Annotated in this window: 18 protein-coding genes; 7 read left to right on the top strand and 11 right to left on the bottom strand. The window is 68.9% G+C overall.

Features of this window, described 5'->3' with window-relative positions:
- The 11 genes from AC0AIB_RS11025 to AC0AIB_RS10975 form a co-directional block, all read right to left on the bottom strand.
- A partial coding sequence (locus AC0AIB_RS11025) for an IPT/TIG domain-containing protein (protein WP_465096530.1) occupies nucleotides 1-2008 on the bottom strand: 2008 nt, incomplete at its 3' end.
- Nucleotides 2009-2299: 291 nt separating this feature from the next.
- The gene (locus AC0AIB_RS11020) at nucleotides 2300-3028 is read right to left on the bottom strand and encodes a GntR family transcriptional regulator (RefSeq protein ID WP_328345386.1); all 729 of its coding nucleotides are present in this window, start codon (nucleotides 3026-3028) and stop codon (nucleotides 2300-2302) included.
- 92 nt (nucleotides 3029-3120) lie between these two features.
- Nucleotides 3121-4323, bottom strand: coding sequence for a dipeptidase (locus tag AC0AIB_RS11015; RefSeq protein WP_328345384.1), 1203 nt, complete (start codon nucleotides 4321-4323; stop codon nucleotides 3121-3123).
- A gap of 40 nt (nucleotides 4324-4363) precedes the next feature.
- Complete coding sequence (locus AC0AIB_RS11010) at nucleotides 4364-5404, bottom strand: ABC transporter ATP-binding protein (RefSeq protein WP_328345382.1); 1041 nt, start codon at nucleotides 5402-5404, stop codon at nucleotides 4364-4366.
- On the bottom strand, nucleotides 5388-6374 hold the full coding sequence (locus AC0AIB_RS11005) for an ABC transporter ATP-binding protein (RefSeq protein ID WP_328345380.1): 987 nt from the start codon (nucleotides 6372-6374) through the stop codon (nucleotides 5388-5390). The genes AC0AIB_RS11010 and AC0AIB_RS11005 overlap by 17 nt, the downstream gene beginning before the upstream one ends.
- Nucleotides 6374-7207, bottom strand: coding sequence for an alpha/beta fold hydrolase (locus AC0AIB_RS11000; RefSeq protein ID WP_328345378.1), 834 nt, complete (start codon nucleotides 7205-7207; stop codon nucleotides 6374-6376). Before AC0AIB_RS11000 ends, AC0AIB_RS11005 begins: the two co-directional genes overlap by 1 nt.
- On the bottom strand, nucleotides 7204-8379 hold the full coding sequence (locus AC0AIB_RS10995) for a M24 family metallopeptidase (protein WP_328345376.1): 1176 nt from the start codon (nucleotides 8377-8379) through the stop codon (nucleotides 7204-7206). Before AC0AIB_RS10995 ends, AC0AIB_RS11000 begins: the two co-directional genes overlap by 4 nt.
- A gap of 5 nt (nucleotides 8380-8384) precedes the next feature.
- Nucleotides 8385-9263 (bottom strand): ABC transporter permease, encoded by an 879-nt coding sequence (locus AC0AIB_RS10990; protein ID WP_328345374.1) that lies wholly within the window; start codon nucleotides 9261-9263, stop codon nucleotides 8385-8387.
- A gap of 174 nt (nucleotides 9264-9437) precedes the next feature.
- Nucleotides 9438-10391, bottom strand: a complete 954-nt coding sequence (locus tag AC0AIB_RS10985) for an ABC transporter permease (protein WP_328345372.1) — start codon at nucleotides 10389-10391, stop codon at nucleotides 9438-9440.
- A gap of 32 nt (nucleotides 10392-10423) precedes the next feature.
- Nucleotides 10424-12061, bottom strand: a complete 1638-nt coding sequence (locus AC0AIB_RS10980; protein ID WP_328345370.1) for an ABC transporter substrate-binding protein — start codon at nucleotides 12059-12061, stop codon at nucleotides 10424-10426.
- On the bottom strand, nucleotides 12058-13272 hold the full coding sequence (locus AC0AIB_RS10975; protein ID WP_465096529.1) for a dipeptidase: 1215 nt from the start codon (nucleotides 13270-13272) through the stop codon (nucleotides 12058-12060). Before AC0AIB_RS10975 ends, AC0AIB_RS10980 begins: the two co-directional genes overlap by 4 nt.
- A gap of 1527 nt (nucleotides 13273-14799) precedes the next feature.
- On the opposite strand from AC0AIB_RS10975, the gene AC0AIB_RS10970 reads away from it, so the two are divergent.
- The 7 genes from AC0AIB_RS10970 (at nucleotide 14800) to AC0AIB_RS10940 (ending at nucleotide 22539) form a co-directional block, all read left to right on the top strand.
- Nucleotides 14800-16005: an MFS transporter gene (locus tag AC0AIB_RS10970; protein WP_328345366.1), complete on the top strand. Its 1206-nt coding sequence runs from the start codon at nucleotides 14800-14802 to the stop codon at nucleotides 16003-16005.
- A gap of 26 nt (nucleotides 16006-16031) precedes the next feature.
- Nucleotides 16032-17201 (top strand): sedoheptulose 7-phosphate cyclase, encoded by a 1170-nt coding sequence (locus tag AC0AIB_RS10965; protein ID WP_328345364.1) that lies wholly within the window; start codon nucleotides 16032-16034, stop codon nucleotides 17199-17201.
- A complete protein-coding gene (locus tag AC0AIB_RS10960) occupies nucleotides 17198-17974 on the top strand; it encodes an SDR family NAD(P)-dependent oxidoreductase (protein WP_328345362.1) in 777 nt (258 codons plus the stop codon). Before AC0AIB_RS10965 ends, AC0AIB_RS10960 begins: the two co-directional genes overlap by 4 nt.
- A gap of 11 nt (nucleotides 17975-17985) precedes the next feature.
- Entirely contained in the window at nucleotides 17986-19476 is a 1491-nt protein-coding gene (locus AC0AIB_RS10955; RefSeq protein ID WP_465096528.1) for a GMC family oxidoreductase, read from the top strand.
- Nucleotides 19473-20042 (top strand): HAD family hydrolase, encoded by a 570-nt coding sequence (locus AC0AIB_RS10950; protein WP_328345358.1) that lies wholly within the window; start codon nucleotides 19473-19475, stop codon nucleotides 20040-20042. The genes AC0AIB_RS10955 and AC0AIB_RS10950 overlap by 4 nt, the downstream gene beginning before the upstream one ends.
- A 12-nt stretch (nucleotides 20043-20054) precedes the next feature.
- Nucleotides 20055-21284 (top strand): DegT/DnrJ/EryC1/StrS family aminotransferase, encoded by a 1230-nt coding sequence (locus AC0AIB_RS10945; RefSeq protein WP_465096527.1) that lies wholly within the window; start codon nucleotides 20055-20057, stop codon nucleotides 21282-21284.
- Between the two features lie 91 nt (nucleotides 21285-21375).
- Entirely contained in the window at nucleotides 21376-22539 is a 1164-nt protein-coding gene (locus tag AC0AIB_RS10940) for a GNAT family N-acetyltransferase (protein ID WP_465096526.1), read from the top strand.
- Nucleotides 22540-22581: the final 42 nt, after the last annotated feature.

Genomic DNA, 22581 nt, shown 5'->3' with positions numbered 1-22581 from the left:
AGCACGACCCCCCGCAGTACGCGCTGCCGGTCAGATTCGACCCGTCCGGCTTCCGCACCACCGCCGACGCGTTGTACGTCCCGTACGTCCCACCGCTGAACTGCACCGACACCCGCTGCCCCGCCGTGCCCGCGAACGAGACCACGGCGTTCTGCCCGACGGCGGTGGTCACCGTGACCGCGCCGGCCCCAGGGGTGGCGGTCGCCGTCGCGTCCGCCGGGACGTCGTGGACCTGCACGGTGACCGCGCCGACGTAGCTGGTGTCGGGGTTGACCAGGATGGTGTACGTGCCGTCGACCGGCAGCACCGTGGTGTCGAAGATGCACGAGCCGCCGCAGTAACCGCTGCCGGTCAGATTCGACCCGTCCGGCTTCCGCACCACCGCCGACGCGTTGTAGGTGCCGTACGTGCCGCCGGTGAACTGGACGAGGATCCGCTGTCCGGCCGTACCGGGGAACGAGATGACGCTGTTCTGGCCGGGCACCGTCGTGGTCGCCGTCACCTGCGGGCCGCCGGGCGTCGCCGCCACCACGGCGTCGGCCGGCACGTCGTACACCTGGACGGTGATCGTCCCGGTGACGGTGGACTGCGGGTCGACGACGAGGGTGTACGTGCCCTCGGTCGGCAGGACTGTGGTGTCGAGGAAACAGGCGGTGCCGCAGGAGCCGTTGGAGACGACAGTGCCGCCGCCCGGCCTGCGCAGCGTCACCGCGGCGTTGTAGGTGCCGTAGGTGCCGCCGCTGAGTTTGACCGAGACCCGCTGGCCGGTGCTGCCGGCGAAGGTGACCGCGCCGTTCTGCCCCGGCACGGTGGTGGTGACGGTGACCGCCTCCCCGCCCGCCGTGGTGCCCGCCGTGGCATCGGCCGGCACACCCCGCACGGTCGCGGAGACCGAGCCGGTGGCCGTGCTCGCCGCCGCCAACAGCAGTGTGTACGTGCCCGCCGTGCGGGCCGTCACCGTGTCGATGAAGCCGGTGGCCCCCACGCACCCGGCCGACGCCGCGGTACGCCCGAACGGGTCGAGGAGCTTGGCGGTGGAGATGCCGCAGGAGCCGAAGGTGCCGTCGGCGAGCTGCACGCTCGCCCGCTGCCCCTCCGCCAGGTCGAACACGACAAGCGCGATGTCGCCGGCGCTCGGGATCGACACCGCCGTGGTGGTGCCGAGCGTGGTCCGGGAGGTGTGCGCCACGTCCGCGACGGTGTACGGGGCAGGCGCGACGAACACGTCGGCCGCGCCGTCGCCGCTGCCGTGGACGGTGCGCACGCCGATCCGGCCGGAGGCGACTCCGGCGGGCACCTCGACGGTCAGACTGCCGGCGGCGACCGTCGAGGGGAAGGCCCGGGTGCGGTTGAGGGTGACGGCGTTCTCGGCTGCCTGGGTGGCGAAGCCGGTGCCGGTGACGGTGACCGTGCCGCCGGGCGCCACGACGGAGGGGGACACGGCGGTGACTGTGGGCGCGGACTCGTCCGGCCCGGTGACCACGAAGGACTGCGGGCTGGTCGCGGTGGCCCCGCCGACGGTGACGGTGACCAGGCCGGTGGTCGCTGTGGCGGGGACCCGCGCGACCAGACGCCGGCCGGTGGCTGTGGTGACGGTGGCGGGGACGCCGTTGAACGCGACGGTGTTCTCGGCCGCCACGGTGGAGAAGCAGCCGCCCTCCAGGGTCACCTCGGCACCGACGGCGGCGCGGGCCGGCACCACCGACAGCAGGGCCAGGGCGGGGGCGGGGGTGCCGTCGTTGGCGACCGAGGTGGTGTTGCCGGTGGGGTCGTACCGGTAGCGGGCGGTCCGACCGGCCTGGTCCTGTACCCCGGCCAGCTGCCCGGCGGCGTCGTAGGCGTAGCCGACGGAGTCGCAGGAGACGGAGGCCGGGACCATGTCCGGCAGGTCTGCCCGGACGGCGAAGGCCAGCAGCAGGACGAGGGTGGCGAGCATCGCGGTGGATCGCAGCCGAGCACCTGCCCAGACCCTCGATCGGATGGTGCGGCGGTCGAGCGGTCCCGACATGCTGCCTCCTCAGACGCACTTCTGGGTGGCAAGATAGGCGAGATCCATCAAGCGGAATAGATGGCCGGGTGAACAGCGGGTTCCCCGACCCGATCACCCACGGTGACCTGGTCGTCTACCGGCCGAAACGGCAGCCGGCCACGACAGTGGTGTCAGCTATGGGACAGTTGATTGTGTAGTCCGATCACGGGCAAAAGTGGGCAGGTCAGCGCTCTGCCGGTTGAACAGGGACACTCAGGCAACGGGACCGGCGAGCCGGGCGCGCCCGCCGTGCCGGCTCCGCGCGGCCGGTCAGCCGACCCGACTGATCCGCAGGGTCAACACATCGGTACGGACGGTGATGTGGCCATGGAAGAGGGCCACCCCCTGGGCGTTGTAGCCGATCTGGGTCGCGCTGATCAGCGGATGCCCGGCGGGCACGCCGAGTCGACCCGTGGCGACCTCGTCGGCGAGCACCGCCGCGAACTCGATCTCGGCCCGGCGCACCGGCATCCCGGTCGCGTTGGCCAGGAACTCGAACATATCCAGGTCGATGCTCACCAGGCCGGACGGGTCCAGGTTCTGGCCGGCGACCTGGAGCGGCAGGTGATCGCGGATCCAGACCGCCGGCACTCCGTCGACGGTGAAGAGCCGCTCGACCCGCCACACCGGATCGCCCGGGGTCAGCCCGAGCACCTCGGCGCAGTCGACCGGGCAGGTCGACCGGCTGACCCCGGCGTCGGTCAGGGCGGGCCGGTGACCGGAGGCGGTGATCCGGTCACGCAGGGCGGTGACGTCACCGAGCGAGACCGGCACCCGGCCAGCCGGCTCGTGTACGAAGGTGCCGATGCCCCAGGTCCGCTTGACCACTCCCTCGGCGGCAAGCTGACCGAGCACCTCACGGACGGTGGCGCGGCTGACCTCCAGCAGATCGGCCAGTTCCCGCTCGTTGGGCAGCTTGTCGCCGGGGCCGAACTCGCTGCCGATCAGCTCCATCAACCGGCCCTGCGCGGCCTGGAGTGCGGTCTCGCGCCGCGCCATCCACCATCACCTCTTCGCTCCGCGCCGCCGGCCGCGGCGTACGCGGAGTGTAGTAGTTGTTGTCGCGCACCCAGCCCAGGGCCGACGACGGCTCACCAGACCTGTTCGAGCACCCGCATCGTGTTGCCGCCGATCACCTTGGCGATCTCGTCATCGGAGTAGTCGTGCGAGACCAGCCAGCCGACGATGGTGCCGAACGCCTCGCCCGGGTTCTCCACCCCGGACACGTACTCCACCCGGGGGTGTTCGGGGCGGTTGCCGGCGTCGTGGGCGTAGTTCGCGGCATAGGTGTTGTGCACGCCCACGTGGTCACCGAACATGGTGTCCGGGCCGAAGGTGACGTGGTCGATGCCGACCAGGTCGACGCAGTAGGTGAAGTGGTCCATCACCGACTCGATCGAATGGTGCGGATGCGCCGCCGACAGGGTGGTGTGCGGCGCGGCCTCGATGCCGATCACCCCACCCCGCTCGGCACAGGCCCGGATCACCTCGTCCGGCTTCATCCGCGGGGTGTCCCACACCGCACGGGCCCCCGCGTGGGTGATGAAGACCGGCACCCGACTCGCCTCGACCACCTCCAACGACGTCCGGTCACCGGAGTGCGACACGTCGATGGCGATGCCCAACTTGTTCATCCGGTCCACCGCCCGCCGCCCGAAGTGGGTCAACCCGCCGTCGACCCGCTCGGAGAGCCCACCGCCGAGCATGTTCGCCTGGCTGTAGGCGATGCCGAGCTGCCGGACGCCGAAGCCGTAGAGGATGTCGATGCGGTCCAGCTCGTTCTCGATCGGGCTGCTGCACTCCAGGCCGGCGACCAGGGCGAGCCGGCCGTCCCGCTTGGCCGCGTGGATGTCGGCCAGCGACGTCGCCAGCACCACGAAGTCCTGCTTGTAGAGGTCGCTCAGGCGCATCCCGACCGCGTAGACCAGGTCGTTCCACTTCCAGCCGTTCTCGCTGGTGACGCAGGACGCGCCGGCCATGAAGTTGTCGAAGACGGCGGTCAGCCCGGAACGGGACAGCCCCTCGTAGCCGGTGCGCTGCCGCGCGGTCCGGTTGTAGGCGCGCAGCTCCCGGACGTCCTCGGGCAGGACCACCGGATGCTCGTGCAGCGAGATGGCGATCTGCTCGGTCAGCAGCCGGGTGACCCGCTGCCGCTGCGCTTCGGTGAGGCCCAGGTCGTGCTCGGGCACTCGGCCGACCTCAGCCGCCAGGTCGAACACCCGGTAGTCCGAGTGCGGCTCCAGGTACCCGTAGGACTTGTGGCCCCGGTACCTCGGCGCGGATTCTTGCAGCACGGCTCTCTCCTTCAGGGACGGGTACGACGCCACCGGCGCACTAGGCGGCCAGCGGGTAGTGGCAGGCGACCGGATGCCCGGCGGCCGACGTCGACGGGGTGTGCGGGTCGGCGTCGGCCGGGCGGGAGCCGATCGCCAGCAGGGGCGGCTCGGTGGTCGCGCAGGTCTCGGTCGCCTGCCAGCAACGGGTGCGGAACCGGCAGCCCGACGGCGGGTTCACCGGGCTGGGCGGGTCACCGGCGAGCAGGATCCGCTGCCGGGCGACCCGGCGGGCCGGCTCCGGCACCGGCACCGCCGACAGCAACGCCTTGGTGTAGGGGTGGCGGGGCTGCTCGTAGAGGGGCGTGCCGGGGCCGGTCTCGACCAGCTTGCCGAGGTACATCACCGCCACCCGGTCGGAGATGTGCCGCACCACCGACAGATCGTGGGCAATGAAGACGTACGCCACGCCCAGCTCCTCCTGGAGCCGCTCCAGCAGGTTGACCACCTGGGCCTGGACCGACACGTCGAGCGCGGAGACCGGCTCGTCGCAGACGATCACGTCGGGTTGCAGGGCGAGCGCGCGGGCGATGCCGATCCGTTGCCGCTGGCCGCCGGAGAACTGGTGCGGGTAGCGGTCCAGGTGCAGGCTCGCGTCCAGCCCGACCAGGTCGAGCAGGTCACGGATGCGGTCCAGCCGGCGGGCCTTCGGCAGCACGTCGGGGTGGATCTCGAAGGGCTGCAACAGGATGTCGCGCACGGTGCGGCGCGGGTTCAGTGAGGTGTACGGGTCCTGGAGCACGATCTGGATCCGCCGGCGCAGCGCCCGCAGCTCCCGGCCCCGGGCCCGGTGCACCACCGCGTCGCCGAAGCGCACCTCACCGGCGGTGGGGCGCTCCAGCCCGACCAGCATCCGGGCCAGCGTGCTCTTGCCGCAGCCGGACTCGCCGACCACCCCCAGGGTCTCCCCCCTACGCAGGTCGAACGAGACTCCGTCGACGGCCTTCACCACCCCGCCGGGGCGCAGTGGCACCCGCCCCTTGAGCGGGAAGTGCTTGACCAGGCCGTCGACCCGCAGCACGACGTCATCGCCGGGTGGCATGCAGCACCTCCGTACGGTGGTGACAGGCACTGGCCCGGCCCAGGGGCAGCGGCTCCAGCGGGGGCAGCACGATGCGGCACTCCTCGGTCAGCCGGAGGCAGCGCAGGTGGAACGGGCAGCCGCCGGGCAGCCGGGCCGGGTTGGGCGGGGCTCCCGGGATGGCGTACAACTGTTCGTCACGGCGGTCGATCCGGGGCATCGAGGCGAGCAGCCCCTCGGTGTACGGGTGGGCCGGTCCGTCGAAGATCTGCTCGACGGTGCCCCGCTCGACGATCCGCCCGGCGTACATGACCGCCACGTCGTCGGCGACCTCGGCGACCACCCCCAGGTCGTGGGTGATCAGCAGCAGGGCCATTCCGCTGTCCCGCTGGATCTCCGCGATCAGCTCCATCACCTGGGCCTGCACGGTGACGTCGAGGGCGGTGGTGGGCTCGTCGGCGATCAGCGCCGCCGGCTCCAGCGCGATCGCCAGGGCGATCATGATGCGCTGCCGCATCCCGCCGGAGAACTGGTGCGGATAGTCGCGCAGCCGGTCCTTCGCCGCCGGGATGCGGACCCGGTCGACCAGTTCGACCGCGCGGCGGCGGGCGTCTGCGCGGGACATCCCGCGGCGGACCCGGAGCAGCTCGGTGAGCTGGTCGCCGACGGTGAAGACCGGGTTGAGCGCGGCCATCGAGTCCTGGAAGACCATGCCGATCTCCTCGCCGCTGACCCGGTCGCGTTGCTTCGGCGTCAGGGTGAGCAGTTCCCGTCCGCGCAGGGTGACCGAGCCGGTGATCCGGGCCGGCGGCGAGTCCAGGATGCCCATCACCGCCTGGGCGGTGACGCTCTTGCCCGAGCCGGACTCGCCGAGGATGGCCAGCGTCCGGCCGGCCTGGAGGGTCAGCGACACCCCGTTGACGGCGCGCACCGGTCCGCTCGCCCCGGGAAACGAGACCCACAGATCGGTGACCTGTAGCAGCGGGTCCATCAGCCGACCCCCGCCTCGTGGAGGAAGTCGCGGACCACCCGCTGGAACAGCTCCGCCTCCTCCAACTGCGGCGAGTGCCCGGAGTGCTCGAAGACCACCAGCCGGGCGTCCGGGATCAGGTCGGCGATCACCTGCGAGGCCGCCACCGGCGTACGCCAGTCGTGCCGGCCGACGGTTACCAGGGTGGGACAGGTGATCTGCGGCAGCTTCGGCTTCAGGTCGTAGCGCGGCATGTTCTGCCCGAAGGCCGCGTTGTGGGTGCGGTAGTGGAACCGGGTGGCGGCCAGCCGGGCGGCGTCCTTCGCCGGGTCGTGCTGGTGGTCGTAGAGCGGCAGGATCGCCTGCCAGTAGTCGCGGAGCTGCTCGTTGCTCTCGAAACGGCCGGTGCCGATCCGGTCGATCGCCCACTGCGGGATCACCGTCCGGTCGGTGCTGCGGGCCCGCTCCACGGCCAGGTGGTCGTGCGCCGTATCGGCGGCGGTGTCCCGCAGGACCAGCGCGGAGACCCGGTCGGGGTGGGCGACCGCGTACTCCAGCGCGATGAAACCGCCGTACGAGCCACCGGCCATCACGATCTTCTCGTAGCCGAAGTGCTCCCGGATGGCGTCGACGTCGGCCACCCACTGCTCGTGGGTGAACGGCTCGTCGTCGCTGGACTCCCCCGAGCCACGCGCGTCGAAGACGATCACCCGGAACCGGTCGGCGAACGGCCCGAAGGAGCGCTTCGGCTCCGACCGCGAGCCGAGCCCGGGTGCGCCGTGGTGCACGATCATCGCCGGAGCGTCCGTCGGGCCGAACGCCTCGACCACCAGCTCCGCACCATTGATCTTCATCGGACCCCCTCGATGACGTTGGCTTCCAGGTCGCGCGGATAGCTGGTCAGCCGGCGCGGGCCGGTCTCGGTGACCAGGACGGTGTCGGAGATCCGGTAGCCGGCGTGGCCGGGCACGTAGACGCCCGGCTCGCTGGACAGCAGCATCCCGGGGGCGAGCACGGTGTGGTCGCCGTCGGCCACCCAGGGCGGCTCGTGGTTCTGTAGGCCGATGCCGTGCCCCTGCCGGTGCCTGATGAACTCGCCGAGCCCGTGCCCGCGCAGCACGTCCAGGCAGGTCCGGTTGACCTCGGCGCAGGTCCGGCCGGCGAGCATCGCCTCGGTGCCCACCTGCTGGGCTTCCCGGTCGGCCTCGTAGTAGCGGCGCTGCGCGGCGGTGGGCTCGCCGACGACGAAGGTCCGCTCGCTCTCCACGAACCGGCTCGCCACCGCCGCGCCCAGCGACAGGATCAAGGTGTCCCCGGGCTGGATCCGCCGCCGGGTCGGCAACCCGTGCGGCAGCGCCGAGTTGGGGCCGGCGTAGACCAGCCCGCCGGCCACCTTGGTGGTGTAGACGACCCGCTCGTAGTCGGCGTACATCCGGTCGGTGCCGTACCCGATCACATGCCTGGCCAACTCGTCCTCGCGGGGCAACTCCGTGCCCCGCGCCAGCGCGTCGGCGATCAGCTCCCGACCGGCGGCGAGCATGTCGTCGCAGATCCGGGCCGCCGCCTCGTGCAGCGGGATCTCCTCGGCGAACTTGGTCAGCCGCAGGCTCGCCACCGCGTCGGTGGGCACCAGGCTGGCCCCGCCGATGGCCCGGCCCAGCTTCTCCACCGCGCCGACGGAGAGGCCGGAGCTGATCCCGATCCGCCGGGCCCGCCGGCCGGACAGGGCGGTGGCGAGGGTCTCCTCGGCGCTGACCACCCCCGGATACTCGGCGTAGCTGACGGTGGCGACGGCCACCTCCTGCTGGGCCGCGTACTCCTCGTCGAGGCGCGGGATGACCAGCAGCGGATCGCCCTCGCGTGGCATCCAGAGGTAGACCGGCCGTTCGGTGGCGATGTAGAAGAAACCGACCAGGAAGGCGACGTCGGCGGGTGCAGTGGCCAGGAAGCCGTCCAGGTCGCGCTCGGCGAGCGCGGCGCTGAGCCGGGTCCGGACCGTGGCGTAGAAACTGTCGGGCAGCCGCATCGCGGTCAGCCTCCGTTCCGGCGGGGATCACGGTTGTCGTTGAAGCGCATGCCGGCGACCGTGGCGGCGAGGACGAGGGCGAGGATCGCCAGCGACGGGAAGAGCGTCTGCCACCAGGCGATCGCCACCACCCCGCTGCGCTGGGCGTTGAGCAGGATCCGCCCCCACGACCAGGCGTCCGGGTCGCCGAGGCCGAGGAAGCTCAGCCCGGCCTCGGAGATGACCGCCCGGGAGGCGGTGAGCAGCACGCTGACCACCATCAGCGGGACGACCGCCGGCATGATCTCCCGGGTGACGATCCGCCAACCGGTGGCGCCGAGCACCCGGGCGCCGTCGATGTAGGGCATCGCCGTCACCACCAGCCCCTGCGAGCGGATCAGGCGGGCAACCTCGGGCCAGGCGAAGACGCCGATGATGACGGTCAGCGTCCAGACACTCGGGCTGACCACCGCCGCCAGCATGATCATCAGCGGCAGGGTGGGCAGCGCCAACATCACGTCGGTGATCACCGTGCCGACCGCGTCGACCGGCCGGAAGTACGCCGAGACCAGTCCGATCGCGGTGCCGAGCACCAGCGCGATCAACGAGGCCGCCACCCCGATCATCAGGCTGGTCCGGGTGCCCCAGACCACCTGGGCGAAGATGTCCTGCCCCAGGTCGTCGGTGCCGAACCAGTGCCGTCCCGACGGGGACTGGAGCACGTCGGCGCTGGTGCCGCCGGGCTCGTCGGCGATCAGCGGCGCGGCGACCGCGAGCACCACCATCACCACCAGGACGGCTACCGCGACCAGGGCGGAGGGTTGGCGCAGGTAGCTGCGCCAGGCCGGCCGGACGCCGACCTCCTGGACCGCCACGGTCTGCTCGGTCAACACCGGCGCGCTCACGGGGCTTCCCTTTCGCTCGCGACTGCGGGGCTCCGCTGCGCTGCACTCCTCGCGCTCACAGGGCTTCCCTTTCGCTCGCGACTGCGGGGCTCCGCTGCGCTGCACTCCTCGCGCTCACAGGGCTTCCCTTTCGCCTCGCGACTGCGGGGCTCCGCTGCGCTGCACTCCTCGCGCTCACAGCCGGATCCTGGGGTTGAGGACGGCGTAGAGCAGGTCGGTCAGCGAGTTGGCGATCACGACGGTGACGGCGAGCATGATGAACGCTCCTTGCAGCACGGGATAGTCGCGTTGCCCGACCGCCTCGAAGATCAGGCGGCCGACGCCGGGGTAGGCGAAGACGGTCTCGGTGAGCACGGCGCCGCCGACCAGGGTGCCGAGTTGCAGCCCCATCAGGGTCAGCGCCGGCAGGATCGCATTGCGCAGACCGTGCTTCCACACGCGGCGACGGGTGGCGAGGCCCCGGGCCCGGGCGGCCCGGATGTAGTCCTCACCGAGCACCTCGATCATGTTGGTACGCAGGGTCAACGCGTACGGACCGAGCTGCACCAGCACCAGCGAGAGCACCGGGAGCACCAGATGGTGGGCGAGGCTGGCGTAGGCCGCCGCGCCCCTGGTGTCCGGGTCGATCGCCCCGCCGATCGGGAACCAGCCGAGCCGGGCACCCAGGTAGACCAGCAGCAGCATCGCCACGCTGGGCACGAAGAGCGCGTGCCCGCCGATGCCGAGCACCTGGAGCACCTTGTCCGGCCAGCGGCCCCGGTGCACCGCCGCGTAGACCCCGATCGGGATGCCGACGGCGATGGTGACCACGAACGCCGTACCGGCCAGCAGCAGCGTCCAGGGCAGTCGCTCGACCAGGATGTCGGTGACCGGCTGGATCTGCCGGAACGAGATGCCGAAGTTGCCCTGCGTCAGTTCGCGCAGGTACGACACGTACTGCTCCCAGAGTGGCCGGTCCAGGCCATACGTCTTGAGCAGGGCGGCCTGCATCTCCGGGGTCATGTCCCCCTCGACCATGAGGGTCGTGGGGTCCCCCGGCAGCAGCCGGAGCAGGAAGAACGTCGCGGTGATCGCGATCCAGATGGTCAGGACGGCCTTCACCGCCCGGCTGAGCACGAAGCGTGCCACGGGGGACCCCTCCCTTCTGCGTCGTCAGCCGGTCAGCTGGCCGGCTTGACCTGGGCCAGCGAGTAGGCGGTGACCATGCCGAGCAGGTCCGACGGCGAGGCGACGAAACCGGTGAACTTGCTGGCGTTGTAGGCGAACTGGAAGTTCTCCACGTAGAGCGGAGTCAGGTACGCCTGCTCGTGCACCACCTTGTCGATGTTCTTGATCTTCTCGGCGAAGGCGTCCTTGTCGGTGGTGGCCGCCGCGTCGTTGATCAGCCCGTCCATCTCCGGGGACTTGAGCAGGTTGTAGTTGATCCCGCCCGGGTTGCTGGAGAGGTAGGTGCTGCGCAGCTGGTCCATCGGGTTGTCGAAGACACCCCACTGCGAGGCGTCGATGTCGTACTCGCCGTTCTTCGTGCGGGACAGGAACGTGTTCCGCTCCACGCACTGGTTCTCCAGCTTGATCCCGGCCTTGGCCGCGCTCTCCCGGAACAGCTGCACCACCCGGGTCAGGTTGGCGTTGGACTGGTCGCAGGCCACGCCGAGGGTGAGGTTGTCGAAGAGACCGTCACCGTCACCGTCGCGGTAGCCGGCCGAGGACAGCTTCGCCTTCGCTCCGGCCGGATCGAACGGGTACGGCTGGACCTCGGGGTTGTCGTAGTCGGCGAAGATCGGCGAGATCGGGCCGGCCATCTGCTGGGCGTCGCCCTGCAGCACCGAGGCGATGATCGCCTTGGTGTCGACCGCCATCGACAGCGCCTGCCGGACCTCCTGCTTCGCCAGGTCCTTGTTGTTCATGTTGTACGTCAGGTGGGCGAAGCCGAGCGCGCCGACCTTCTGCAACTTGATCTTGTCGTCGTTCTCGAAGGTCTTCGCCGCCGAGGCCGGCACGGGGGTACCCATCAGGTCGATGTCGCCGTTGCGCAGCGCCAGCATCATCGTGTTGACGTCCGGGTAGATCCGGTACTCGACCTGGCTCAGGGCGGCCTTGCCCCCCGGTGCCAACGGGTACTTCTCGTTGCGCTTCATCACGTAGCGCTGGCCCTTGGTGGCGCTGTCGAGCACGAACGGTCCGGCACCGACCCAGTCGGCGTCGTTGGCGAACTTCGACAGGTCGCCGGCGGACTCGAAGACGTGCTTGGGCACGATCGACATCCAGAAGCCGACGCCCTCGGCGAACGGCGCGTACGGCTGGGAGAGCTTGAACTTCACCGTCGTGGCGTCCGGCGCCTCGACGGAGGTGACCCAGGTCAGCTTGGCGGCGACGTTGCCCAGCTTGTACTTCATGATCTGCTCGGCGCTGAACTTGACGTCCTCGGCCACGACCGGCTTGCCGTCGCTCCAGGTGAAGTCGTCGCGCAGGTGGAACACGGCGGTCTTGCCGCCGTCCTCGTAGCTGTAGTCCTTCGCCAACTCCGGCGCCTTCTTGGCGTTCTCGTCGATCCGCAGCAGGTGCGGGTACATCGCGTTGAGGATCCAGGAGTCGGTCTTGCTCAACGACTGGAGCGGGTTGAAGTTGGAGACGTCGGTGGTGGTGCCGATCCGCAGCACCGTGCCGCCGCCGGCCTTGTCACCGGAGGAGTCGTCGGACTCGTTGAGGCCACAGCCGGAGAGCACCAGCGCGGCGGCCGTGCCGATCGCGGCGGCGAACCGCCACCGACCGGGACGGCGGTTGTTGGACGTGGTCACCAGACCTCCCGAAGAACGCGGATGATGTTGCCGCCGATGACCTTGGAAATCTCGTCATCGGAGTAGTCGTGCGAGACCAGCCAGCCGACGATGTTGCTGAAACACTCGGCCGGGTTCTCCATGCCGGAGACGTACGGCACCCGGGGGTGGTCCACCGCGCCGTGGGCCTGTCCGATCGCCAGGTGCTGGGTGAAGCTGTCGTGCAGCCCGACGTGGTCACCGAAGTTGGTGTCCGGGCCGAACGCGACGTGGTCGATGCCCACCAGGTCGACGCAGTAGGTGAAGTGGTCCATCACCGACTCGATCGAATGGTGCGGATGCGCCGCCGACAGGGTGGTGTGCGGCGCGGCCTCGATGCCGATCACCCCACCCCGCTCGGCACAGGCCCGGATCACCTCGTCCGGCTTCATCCGCGGGGTGTCCCAGACGGTGCGGGCGCCGGCGTGGGTGATGAAGACCGGCACCCTGCTGCCCTCGATGACCTCCAGCGAGGTCCGGTCACCGGAGTGCGACACGTCGATGGCGATGCCCAGCTTGTTCATCCGGGTCACCGCCCGCCGCCCGAAGTGGGTCAGCCCCCCGTCGGTGCGCTCGGAGAGACCGGAACCGAGCATGTTCGCCTGGCTGTAGGCGATGCCCATCTGCCGGACGCCGAAGCCGTAGAGGATGTCGATGCGGTCCAGCTCGTTCTCGATCATGGTGGCCGCCTCCAGGCCGGCCACCAGGGCGAGCTTGCCGTTGCGCTTGGCGGCGAGGATCTGTTCCAGCGTGGTCGCCAGCACCACGTGGTCCTGCTTGGCGACGTCAGCGAAGCGCAGCCCGATGTCGTAGATGACGTCGTCCCACTTCCAGGCGTGCTCGCTGGTCACGCAGCCGGTGCCGTTCATGAAGTTGTCGAAGACCGCGGTCATGCCGGAGCGGGCCAGGCCCTCGAAGCCGAAGGCGTTGCGGCCGGTGCGGTTGTAGTCGCGCAGCTGAGTGACGTCCGCCGGCAGGATCTTCGGGTGTTCGTGCAACGAGATGGCTATCTGCTCACGAAGCAGCCGGGCGACACGGTCGTGCTGGTCGTCGGTCAGGCCGAGATCGTGGGCGGGCACCCGACCGAGCTGGGGCGCCAGGTCGAACACCTTGTAGTCGACCACTGGCTCCAGATAGTCGAAAGACCGGTACCCGTCGTAGCGGGGGGCAATTTCCTGCACCTGCGTACTCACCTCGCCGAGGCTAGAGGCATGAGGATGGAGGTCTGACCTCCTGCCTTCCGGCACGCTATGTGAGCAACGAACTCCTTGGGAAGGGCTCGTTACCCGACCGTTATCCGTTCGCCCCGGCTCAACCTGCCGACAACAAGAGCCCTGGTCAGCGCGATGGGTGCCCGGCCGAGGCCTGCGGCGGTGGCCTCGGCCGGGCGCGGCGAGGCCGACCGGGCGCTTCCGCCGACAGGGCGCTTCCGCCGACAGGGCGCTTCCGCCGACAGGGCGATGATCGGAAAGAACCCGCGGCAGACGCCGGGGCCGCCCGGCAGCCGAGCTTCCTCACCAACGTCTCGAGCGCCAGATCGGTGCGGCGGGACCGGCCGAACCGCTCGTCGCCGTAGGGGAACGGGGTCAGCTCGCCCGGCGGACCCAGCCGCGCCGCTCGTACCCAGGCGACCAGCCGGGCCTCCTCCGCGACGACAAGAACCGCGCCGTCGGGGTCCGCTGACGTGTTGGTCGGTCGCAGTGGGCGGAAGTTCCAGGAAGGTGGGTGGTCGACATTCTTTAGCGCGGTCGATCCGCGGTCCCCTCAGGACGCGCGTCGCTGTGTCGTCGCGGCTCGACGATCGCGGCGACGGCGCACCACTACCGAAACGGAGAGGATGGCAATGCCGTTGTGGCGTTCGCCGTAGCGGGCTGGCGCAGTGGATGCGAATCCCACCTGGCATCCGTGGCCCGCACGGACATGGCATGGAATTCCAGTGCGGCGAATCCCGCGCACTCCACACTGCGTCGCCGGGTCGTACCATGGCGCCGGCTTCCTGACGGGAGTCAACTAAAGACGCGAATCTCGAATGAGGGACGCGGCCCCGTTCCGGTAGGGGCCAGCCGACGGGCGGAACCACCTGGGCAAATGCATCCGATGCATTGTCGAAACAATCGACATATTCTCGAAAGGCAGTGGTAAGGGCGCTCGAGCTCGCGCCATCCACTCTCTCCGCGTCGTGTGACGCCAAACACAGTTCACGCCGACCTCCGCGTTACTACGGGCAGCCATCGATCGGCGGGCCGTCCCCTATCGGCAGCTAGACGGCGCTTCGGGCACGCCAAAGACGGGTCCGTAGTCGCGTAATCACGCAGGGTTGACATAGCGGCGCGCATCTTGAAGTATCGAGATACGGCAACCGCACAACGGCTACGGAGTCGCTCTCGACGAACCCGCTATCGGATGATCCGATGGCAGCAGGGTCACGTCAGGGGACCAGTTCCAGCCATGTGCTCAGCGTCGACAGGAATAACGCTACGCGAGAGCAGTGTGAGTGGTATCGGACAACCAGCCAAAAGGCTGCCGGAGGAGAAGTGCGTCCGGCAAGGGCTTTCGCAGAAACCACATGAGTCGAGTGTTTTTGTGATCTTTTCTGCGACCGACACGACAGTAGCGTTGCTCTATTCAGCTCGGTAGGACTGCAGGGTCGGGCGGAGCTCTCGGATGAATCGGTGATGCCACAGGAGATTGTCCGTGGGATCGCCTGAGTGGAGGGGTGAATGGACGGGCGCGACCAGTTTGCTGCCACGACGACGAGCCAACTCGACCATCGTTCCCGCGACAGGACAACGTGGTGCCTGTACCTCAATCTATCGATCTTCGGTTATGTCCTATACGGCTTCGGTCCGTCGATATCCCTGTTGGCACGCGACCTGTCGCTCAGCGACACCGCAGTATCCCTGCATGCGGTGGCGTTGGCTGCCGGCGCCGTGGTCGCCGGTCTGACGGCGGCAACGCTCGTCGGCCGCCTGGGGCGCTCCATCGTTCAGACGTCGTCGCTGGTCGGGTTGGGTTTCGGCGTCGTCGGTTACTGCGCAGGTGGCACTTTCCCGGTGACCCTGGCATCTGCGGTGCTCATCGGATACACCGGGAATCTCATCGTCAACACCACCTCGGCTGGCCTGTCGGTACACCATGGTCGGGCGGCGGCGGCAAGGATCAGTGAGGCCAACGGGGTCAGCGCCGGAGTAGGAATGCTGGCGCCGGTCGCCCTGGGCTCGGCGGCGAGTTTGGGGTGGGGGTGGCGAGCCGGTCTGCTGCTCGTCATGCCGATGCTGATCGCGGCGATCGTGGTCTCGCGGCGGCTGCGGCTTCCCGCCGCGCCGAGTGCCTTGACCACGTCCGGACCACAGCGGCTGAGCGGGCCGTTCTGGATCGCGTGGCTGATCTTCCTCGCCTGCGCCCTGGTCGAGATGTGCATGGTCTTCTGGGCTTCGGAGCAGCTACGCCGGCACGCCGGAATGGAGCAGAGTATCGCCACCATGGCCATCTCGCTGATGTTGGGGGGAATCGTCGTCGGACGAATCTTCGGGGCCACGCTCGTGCGTGACCGGAAGCTGGAGGACGTCCTCATGGCCTCGATCGGAGTGCATCTTGCAGGCTTTGCACTGTTCTGGCTGTCCACCACGCCGGTCGTCTCCGCTTCCGGCCTCGTCGTCTGCGGCCTCGGAATGGCGCTGCAAATTCCACTGGCCATGACCAGGGCCATGAATCTCTCCGGAGGAAGATCTGACGTCGCCATGGCGAGACTGGGCGTCGGCACCGGCGTCGCCACTGCTGTCGGCCCATTTGTGCTGAGTGTTCTGGGCGACGTCGTGGGAATCCACCTGGCCTTCCTTCTGGTGCCGATTCTGTTGGTCTGGGCAATCTTTTTGACCGCTACCCGAAGGAGCGAATCGAACCTAGGCGCACTGGCAGGAAACTAGCCGCTTCCCTCAAGGATTGGATACTCATGTCGAAGGCGCTCGACGAGAAATGGGAAGTAAGATCAACCCTTGACGTCAGCTACGAGATTCGGATCGCCGCCGACCTGCTGAACCCGGAGAACCCGACACTGCTTGAGCTTCCTGACGGAGGAATCGGCTCGGGCGAACGTGTCGTGGTGCTGGACCACAACCTGGTGGGCTCCTACGGTTCCCGGATCGATGCCTACTTCCGGGCCCGCGCAGTTCCCCACCGTACCGTCGTGGTGTCGGGTGGCGAACAGAACAAGACCATGGGCCAGGTGTTCCAGATCGTCAGCGCGCTCAATAACGCCGGAACGCTGCGGGTGGGCAATCCGCCGATAGCGATCGGTGGCGGTGTGGCTCTCGACATCGTCGGCCTCGCGGCCAGTCTCTACCGCCGGGGGATCCCACACACCAGGGTTCCTACCACTCTGCTGTCGCTGGTCGACGTGAGCGTCGCCGCGAAGACGGGGGTGAACTTCCAGGGCTATCGGAACCGGATCGGCTCCTACAGCCCTCCCCCGTTGACGCTCGTGGACCTGTCCTTCCTGGGTACCGTGCCGCAACGCCAGATCTCCAACGGCGCGGGGGAAATGCTCAAGCTGGGCCTCATCAAGGACGCGACCCTCTTCGAGTTGTTGGAGGCCGGCGGCCCAGACCTGGTCAACAGCCGGTTCCAACACTCGCAAACGGCTCGGCACGCCATCGGCCTCGCCATCGCCGACATGATCGAAGAGTTGCGTGACAATCTCTGGGAGAAAGACCTGCGGCGGGTCGTCGACTACGGTCACTCTTTCAGCCCGCTGGTCGAGATGCGACACGTCCACGACCTGCTGCACGGCGAGGCCGTGACACTCGACTGCATCTTCTCGGCGGTCATAGCCCTGCGTCGCGGCCACCTAGGGCACGCTGACCTGCAACGGATTCTCGACACCGCCCGCGGTCTGCGCCTGCCCGTGTGGCATTCCGCCTTCGGCGATGCCGCACTGCTGTGGCAGGCACTGTCGGACACCGTGCGGCATCGCAACGGTAGCCAGAACCTGCCGCTCATGGCCGGAATCGGCAGGTCGCTCTTCATCAACGACCTCACGTTCGACGAGGTGGCGACCACCGTGGAGCACATGCGCCACCTGGCGACCGAGAGCCTTCGGCTCGATGCGGTGGTCGCTCCGTGACGGGGGCGGTGGACCTCGGCCAGTGGCTGCGCGGTCGGGTGCTGTTCGTCACCGGTGCCAGCGCCGGCATCGGCCGGACCACGGCGACGGTGGCCGCCCGTAGCGGCATGAAAGTCGTGGTCGCGGCGCGGCGGGCGGACGAATGCCAACGGTTGGTCAAGGAGATCGTCTCGACGGGTGGCGACGCCGTCCACGCCGTCGTCGATGTCACCGACGAGGAGCAGGTCGCGGCAGCGATCAGGTTGGCGGTCTCGACCTACGGCAGACTCGACTGCGCGTTCAACAATGCCGGCGTCTCGGGCGACGGCCGGATCGTCGATCTCGACGCGAGCATGTTCGACCGGGTGATGAACGTCAATGCCCGTGGACTATTGCTGTGCATGCAGCACGAGCTCCGGCAGATGCGCGCGCAGGGCACGGGGACGATCGTCAACAACATCTCCGTTCATGGCTTCCGCAACGCCTTCCCGGGGGTCGGAGCGTATGCCGCCTCCAAGCATGCGGCGGTCGCGCTCACCCGCGCCGCGGCGATCGAGAACGCGGAGATCGGGCTGCGCGTCAACGCGGTGGCGCCCGGCCCGATCGACACCGAGATGTTTCGGTCGTCGACGGCGACCAACCCCGTCGCGGCGAGGTGGCCCCGACTGATCCCGGCAGGCCGGGTCGGCACACCCGACGAGGTCACCGTGACGGTCATGTATCTGTTGTCCGATCTGTCGAGCTATGTCAACGGCCAGATCATCGGCGTGGACGGCGGATTCCTTGCGCTGTGAGGAGAGAAACAATGCGAGATAGGCGTTACGACTTCGTCGTCATCGGCGCGGGCATTGCGGGCAGTGTCCTGGCCAACCGGCTCTCGGCCGACCCGTCGGTCTCCGTGCTGCTGCTGGAGGCCGGACCCGATGCTGCCTCGGATCCCAGGATCACCTCGCCGTCGTCCTGGCCGCAGTTGCTCGACAGCGAGTACGACTGGTGCTACCGGACGGCGCCCCAACGACACCTGCACAGGCGCGAGCTGGCGTGGCCGCGAGGGCGGGTCGTCGGTGGGTCCAGCTCGCTGCACGCCATGGTCTATATCCGCGGCCACGCCAGCGACTTCGACAGGTGGGCGCTGTTCGGCGGCCCGGACTGGGGCCGCGAGGGCGTCCTGCCCTGGTTCGAGCGCCTGGAGAACGACGCCCTCACCGTCAGCTCGCTGCAGCAGCCGCACCTGTTGGCGCAGGCGTTCGTCGACGCCGGGCAGGAGCACGGGATCGAGGCCAACGCCGACTTCAACGGCTCGCGCCAGCAGGGGATCGGCTTCTACCACGTCATGCAGCGTGCCGGGCGACGGTGCAGTGCGGCCGACGCCTACCTGCGGCCAGTGGCGACGCGACCGAATCTGACCATTCACAGCGGCAGTCGGGTACTGAAGATCGTCGTCCGCAACGGGGTCGCCACCGGCGTACGGCTACACCTCGCCGGCGAACCGATCACCGTTCACGCCGACCGTGAGGTGATCCTATCGGCAGGGGCCGTCGCGTCACCGCAGCTACTGATGCTGTCCGGCATCGGAGCCGCCTCACAGCTACGTGAGCACGGCATCCCGGTGCACGCCGACCTGCCCGGAGTCGGCAGCAACCTCCACGACCACGTCCAGGTCTCGGTCTGCCACCGGTGCCCGACGCGGCACCCGGTGGCGCCGACGTCGAATCTCGGTGAAGCCGGCGGATTCGTCAATCTGCTCGGCACATCCGACGCACCGGACGTGCAGCTCTCCTTCGCACCGATGGTCGACCTCAACGCCGCTTCGGAGTTCGGTGGCGGCTTCACCATCGGCGCTGCGGTAACCCGTCCCACCAGCAGAGGACGGGTTTCGCTCGCCTCGGCCGACCCGTGGCAGCCACCCGTCATCGACCCCGACTACCTGGCGACCGACCACGACAGCCGGACGCTGGCTGCCGGCGTCGCACTGGCGGTCGAGCTGGGAAAGACCGCGGCTCTTCGCCGGTACGGACAGCGCACGTCGGTGGTCGATGACGTCCTCGACTTCTGCCGGCGCAACGCCCAGACGCAGTTCCATCCGGTCGGCACCTGCAGATTCGGCACCGACGACCACGCGGTCGTCGACCCGGACCTCCGCGTACACGGCATCGGAGCGCTGCGGGTCGTGGACGCGTCGGTGATACCTACGGTGACCACCGGCAACATCTCGGCGCCGGTGTTCGCCGTCGCGGAGAAGGCCGCACACCTGATCATCGAACCTGTCCCGGCGGCGAGTGGAGCCCGACGGTGAACGACCACGACGCGATCCTGTTCGACTGGGACGGGACGCTGGTCGACAGCCACGCCGCCCACTACCAGTCACTGAAGGAGGTGATGGACGAACAGGGCATCGTCGTCGACCGGAACTGGTTCATGTCGGAGACGGGGATGTCGACAGCAGAATCGATCACGCTGCTGGCCCGCCAGCAGCAGGTCACGCTGACCCTGCCGCTCGCCGAACTCGTCCGGCGGTGTGAGTCGGTCTACCTCGACAGCGTGGATCGCGTCAGGGAGATCACCGCGATAGTCGACATCGCGCGGAGCAACCACGGCGTGCTCCCGATGGCCGTTGCGTCCGGTGGGCTACGAGCCAGCATCACCGCGACCATGACGGCGCTGGACCTCGACGAACTCTTCGACGTCGTGGTGACTCGGGAGGACGTCACGGCCGGCAAGCCAGCGCCGGACATCTTCCTGGTGGCGGCGGAGCGGCTCGGAGTCCGCGCCAGCAGGTGTCTGGTGTACGAGGACAGCGACGCCGGCATCGCCGCCGCCCGTGCCGCGGGCGCCACGGTAGTGGACATCCGTCAAATCTGAGAGAAGGAAGCCATGCCTGGACCCGGATACGCATTCCTCGGTGCCGAGGAGAAGCACAACATCGCTCAGGTGCTGGACAACTGGGACCTCAATCGCTATGCCTACGACAAGCCGGATTTCACCTCGTTCGTCCGGGAGTTCGAACTGAGCAGCCAGCAACTGTTCCACTCGCCGTACTCCGTCGCGGTGAACAGCGGCACCTCGGCCCTCCTGACCGGCCTCGCCGCCCTGGGCATCGGTCCCGGCGACGAGGTGATCGTTCCCGGCTACACCTTCGTCGCCTCCATCGGCAGCATCATCTACAGCGGTGCCACGCCGGTGCTGGCCGAGATCGACGAGTCCCTGACGTTGGATCCGGCCGACGTCGAGTCCCGGATCACCGCACAGACCCGCGCCATCATGCCGGTCCACATGCTCGGTGCGCCCTGTGATCTGGCCCCGCTGCGCGACATCGCCCGACGGCACGACCTCGCCATCATCGAGGACGTCGCGCAGGCATGCGGCGCCTCCTACCAGGGCCAGAGGCTGGGCACCTGGGGCGACGTCGGCGCCTTCTCACTCAACCCCTTCAAGGTCATCTGCTGTGGGGAGGGCGGTTTCCTGCTCGCCTCGAACGAGCGGCTCTACCAGCGGGCCTATTCCTTCCAGGACCAGGGCTGGTTCCCGCTGCGCACGGACACCGGGCAGGGCGACGTCCTGTTCGGACTCAACCTTCGAATGTCCGAGCTCGCCGGGGCGATCGCGTGCGCCCAACTGGGAAAACTCGACGCGGTCATCACCTCGGTACGCGAGCACAAGGCGCAACTGGCCTCACTGATCGCCCAGCGCGACGGGGTCCGCCGTCGTGTCCTGCACGATCCGCACGGTGAGTGCGGAACGCTACTGGTCTACGTGTTCGACCGTGTCGAGGACGCCGCTGCAGTGGCCGCCGCGTTGGGCACCAAGACCCTTGTCGACTCGGGTCGGCACTACTACGGCAACATGCCACAACTGGGTGCGTTGACCGGTGACGGTCCCAACGTCGCCCCGTTCCGCGCGCCGGGTACGGAGACCAAGCACGACTACCGGCGTGGCAGCCTGCCGCGCACCGACGAGGTTCTGGCCCGGTCGGTCGCCTTCTCCATCGGTGTGTCGGACCAGTACCTGGGTGCCGGATTCGGTATCACCGTCCGTTCGACCGAGGCTGAGGTGGCCCACGTCGCCCAGCAGATCAACGCGACGATGGACGGCGTGCTCGGCTAGCGGAACCGGTGCCGGCCCCCGCCTGCAAGGGCGGCGGGCCGGCACCGCCCGTAGATCTTAAAACCTGAGGGGCGACATGAAAATACGATCGGTGGCCGCGGAAGAACTCACCGACACAACTTTTGCCTTACAGGCGTACGCCTTCATGTCATCGCCATGGGAAGAAGCGCAGCGGGAGGCGTTTCACAAGAGCAGCATCTACCGGCGGACGGCCACCTGCCTGGTCGTCGAAGAGGCGGGCAGGATCGTCGCCTGCGCCGAGGCGCTGCCCATGCGGCAGAACCTGCGCGGCACCGTGCACCCCATGGCCGGTGTCGCCTCCGTCGCCTCCCATCCGGGGTCACGGCGCAAGGGCCACGTCCGGGCGCTGCTCAATCGGCTGCTGCGACAGATGCGCGACCAAGGATGCCTGCTGAGCACGCTGTATCCATTCCGGCCGAGCTTCTACCAGCGATTCGGCTATGTGGGCCTGCCCCGCAAGCGCACCGCCTGCCTCCAGACACCGGGGTTGCGCCTGGCCGGCGAGGTGCCCGGGACGGTCAGCCAACTCGACCTACGTGACGGCTTCCCCGAATACACGGCCCTCACCCACGAACTGCTGAGACGCTGGCACGGTTTCGCGGTGTTCGACGAAGTGCAGTGGGCCGCACGCCGGGAGAATCCCCCACAGTGGCTCGCGCTCGCCTGCGTCGACGGTGCAGTTGTGGGAGCCCTGACATATCGGATCACGGGCTTCGGCGGAGACCTCGTCGGCGACGACCTGCTCACCACCGGACCCCTGGGGCGGGCGCTGCTGTTGCAGTTCCTGGCACGGCATGTCGACCAGGTGAAGACGGTCAGCGTGACGGTGGCGGCAGGTGAGCTGGCCGAACTGTGGGACACCGACCTGGAGGTGACCGAGACGGGTCGCGTCGCCCTGCCCGGGGAGCCCGCCCCGATGGGCAGGCTGCTACGCATGGACGCCCTCGACGGTATGCCCTGCGGGACGGGCGACGTCACCGTGCAGATCGTCGACGACGAGCTGATCGGCGGAACCCATCGGCTGGTCGGCGAACGTGGCACGATGCTCGTGGAGCAGACGACGCGGCGACCCACCGCGGTCCTGACCGTCGCCGGCCTCAGCGGCCTGGCCTACGGTGTGCTCGACCCGGTGGACATCAACGCCCGCCAACTGGGAACGGTGGATCCGGAATCCCTGCAGCCGCTACGGCGACTCTTCCCGCGCGCCTCTCCCTACCTCTTCTCGACCTTCTGACGACGCCTGGGTGACCCAGCGCGCCCGTGATCTCGCTGCGGC

The sequence above is a fragment of the Micromonospora sp. DSM 43699 genome (assembly GCF_055517075.1).
Note: the sequence above shows the minus strand (reverse complement) of the source record. Positions and strands in the feature narration are given on the sequence as shown.

Coding starts and splice junctions, on each gene's coding strand:
- AC0AIB_RS11020 (WP_328345386.1), bottom strand. CDS start 3,028: ATGGCGCGGCGCGAGACCGCACTCCAGGCCGCGCAGGGCCGGTTGATG.
- AC0AIB_RS11010 (WP_328345382.1), bottom strand. CDS start 5,404: ATGCCACCCGGCGATGACGTCGTGCTGCGGGTCGACGGCCTGGTCAAG.
- AC0AIB_RS11005 (WP_328345380.1), bottom strand. CDS start 6,374: ATGGACCCGCTGCTACAGGTCACCGATCTGTGGGTCTCGTTTCCCGGG.
- AC0AIB_RS11000 (WP_328345378.1), bottom strand. CDS start 7,207: ATGAAGATCAATGGTGCGGAGCTGGTGGTCGAGGCGTTCGGCCCGACG.
- AC0AIB_RS10995 (WP_328345376.1), bottom strand. CDS start 8,379: ATGCGGCTGCCCGACAGTTTCTACGCCACGGTCCGGACCCGGCTCAGC.
- AC0AIB_RS10970 (WP_328345366.1), top strand. CDS start 14,800: ATGGACGGGCGCGACCAGTTTGCTGCCACGACGACGAGCCAACTCGAC.
- AC0AIB_RS10965 (WP_328345364.1), top strand. CDS start 16,032: ATGTCGAAGGCGCTCGACGAGAAATGGGAAGTAAGATCAACCCTTGAC.
- AC0AIB_RS10955 (WP_465096528.1), top strand. CDS start 17,986: ATGCGAGATAGGCGTTACGACTTCGTCGTCATCGGCGCGGGCATTGCG.
- AC0AIB_RS10945 (WP_465096527.1), top strand. CDS start 20,055: ATGCCTGGACCCGGATACGCATTCCTCGGTGCCGAGGAGAAGCACAAC.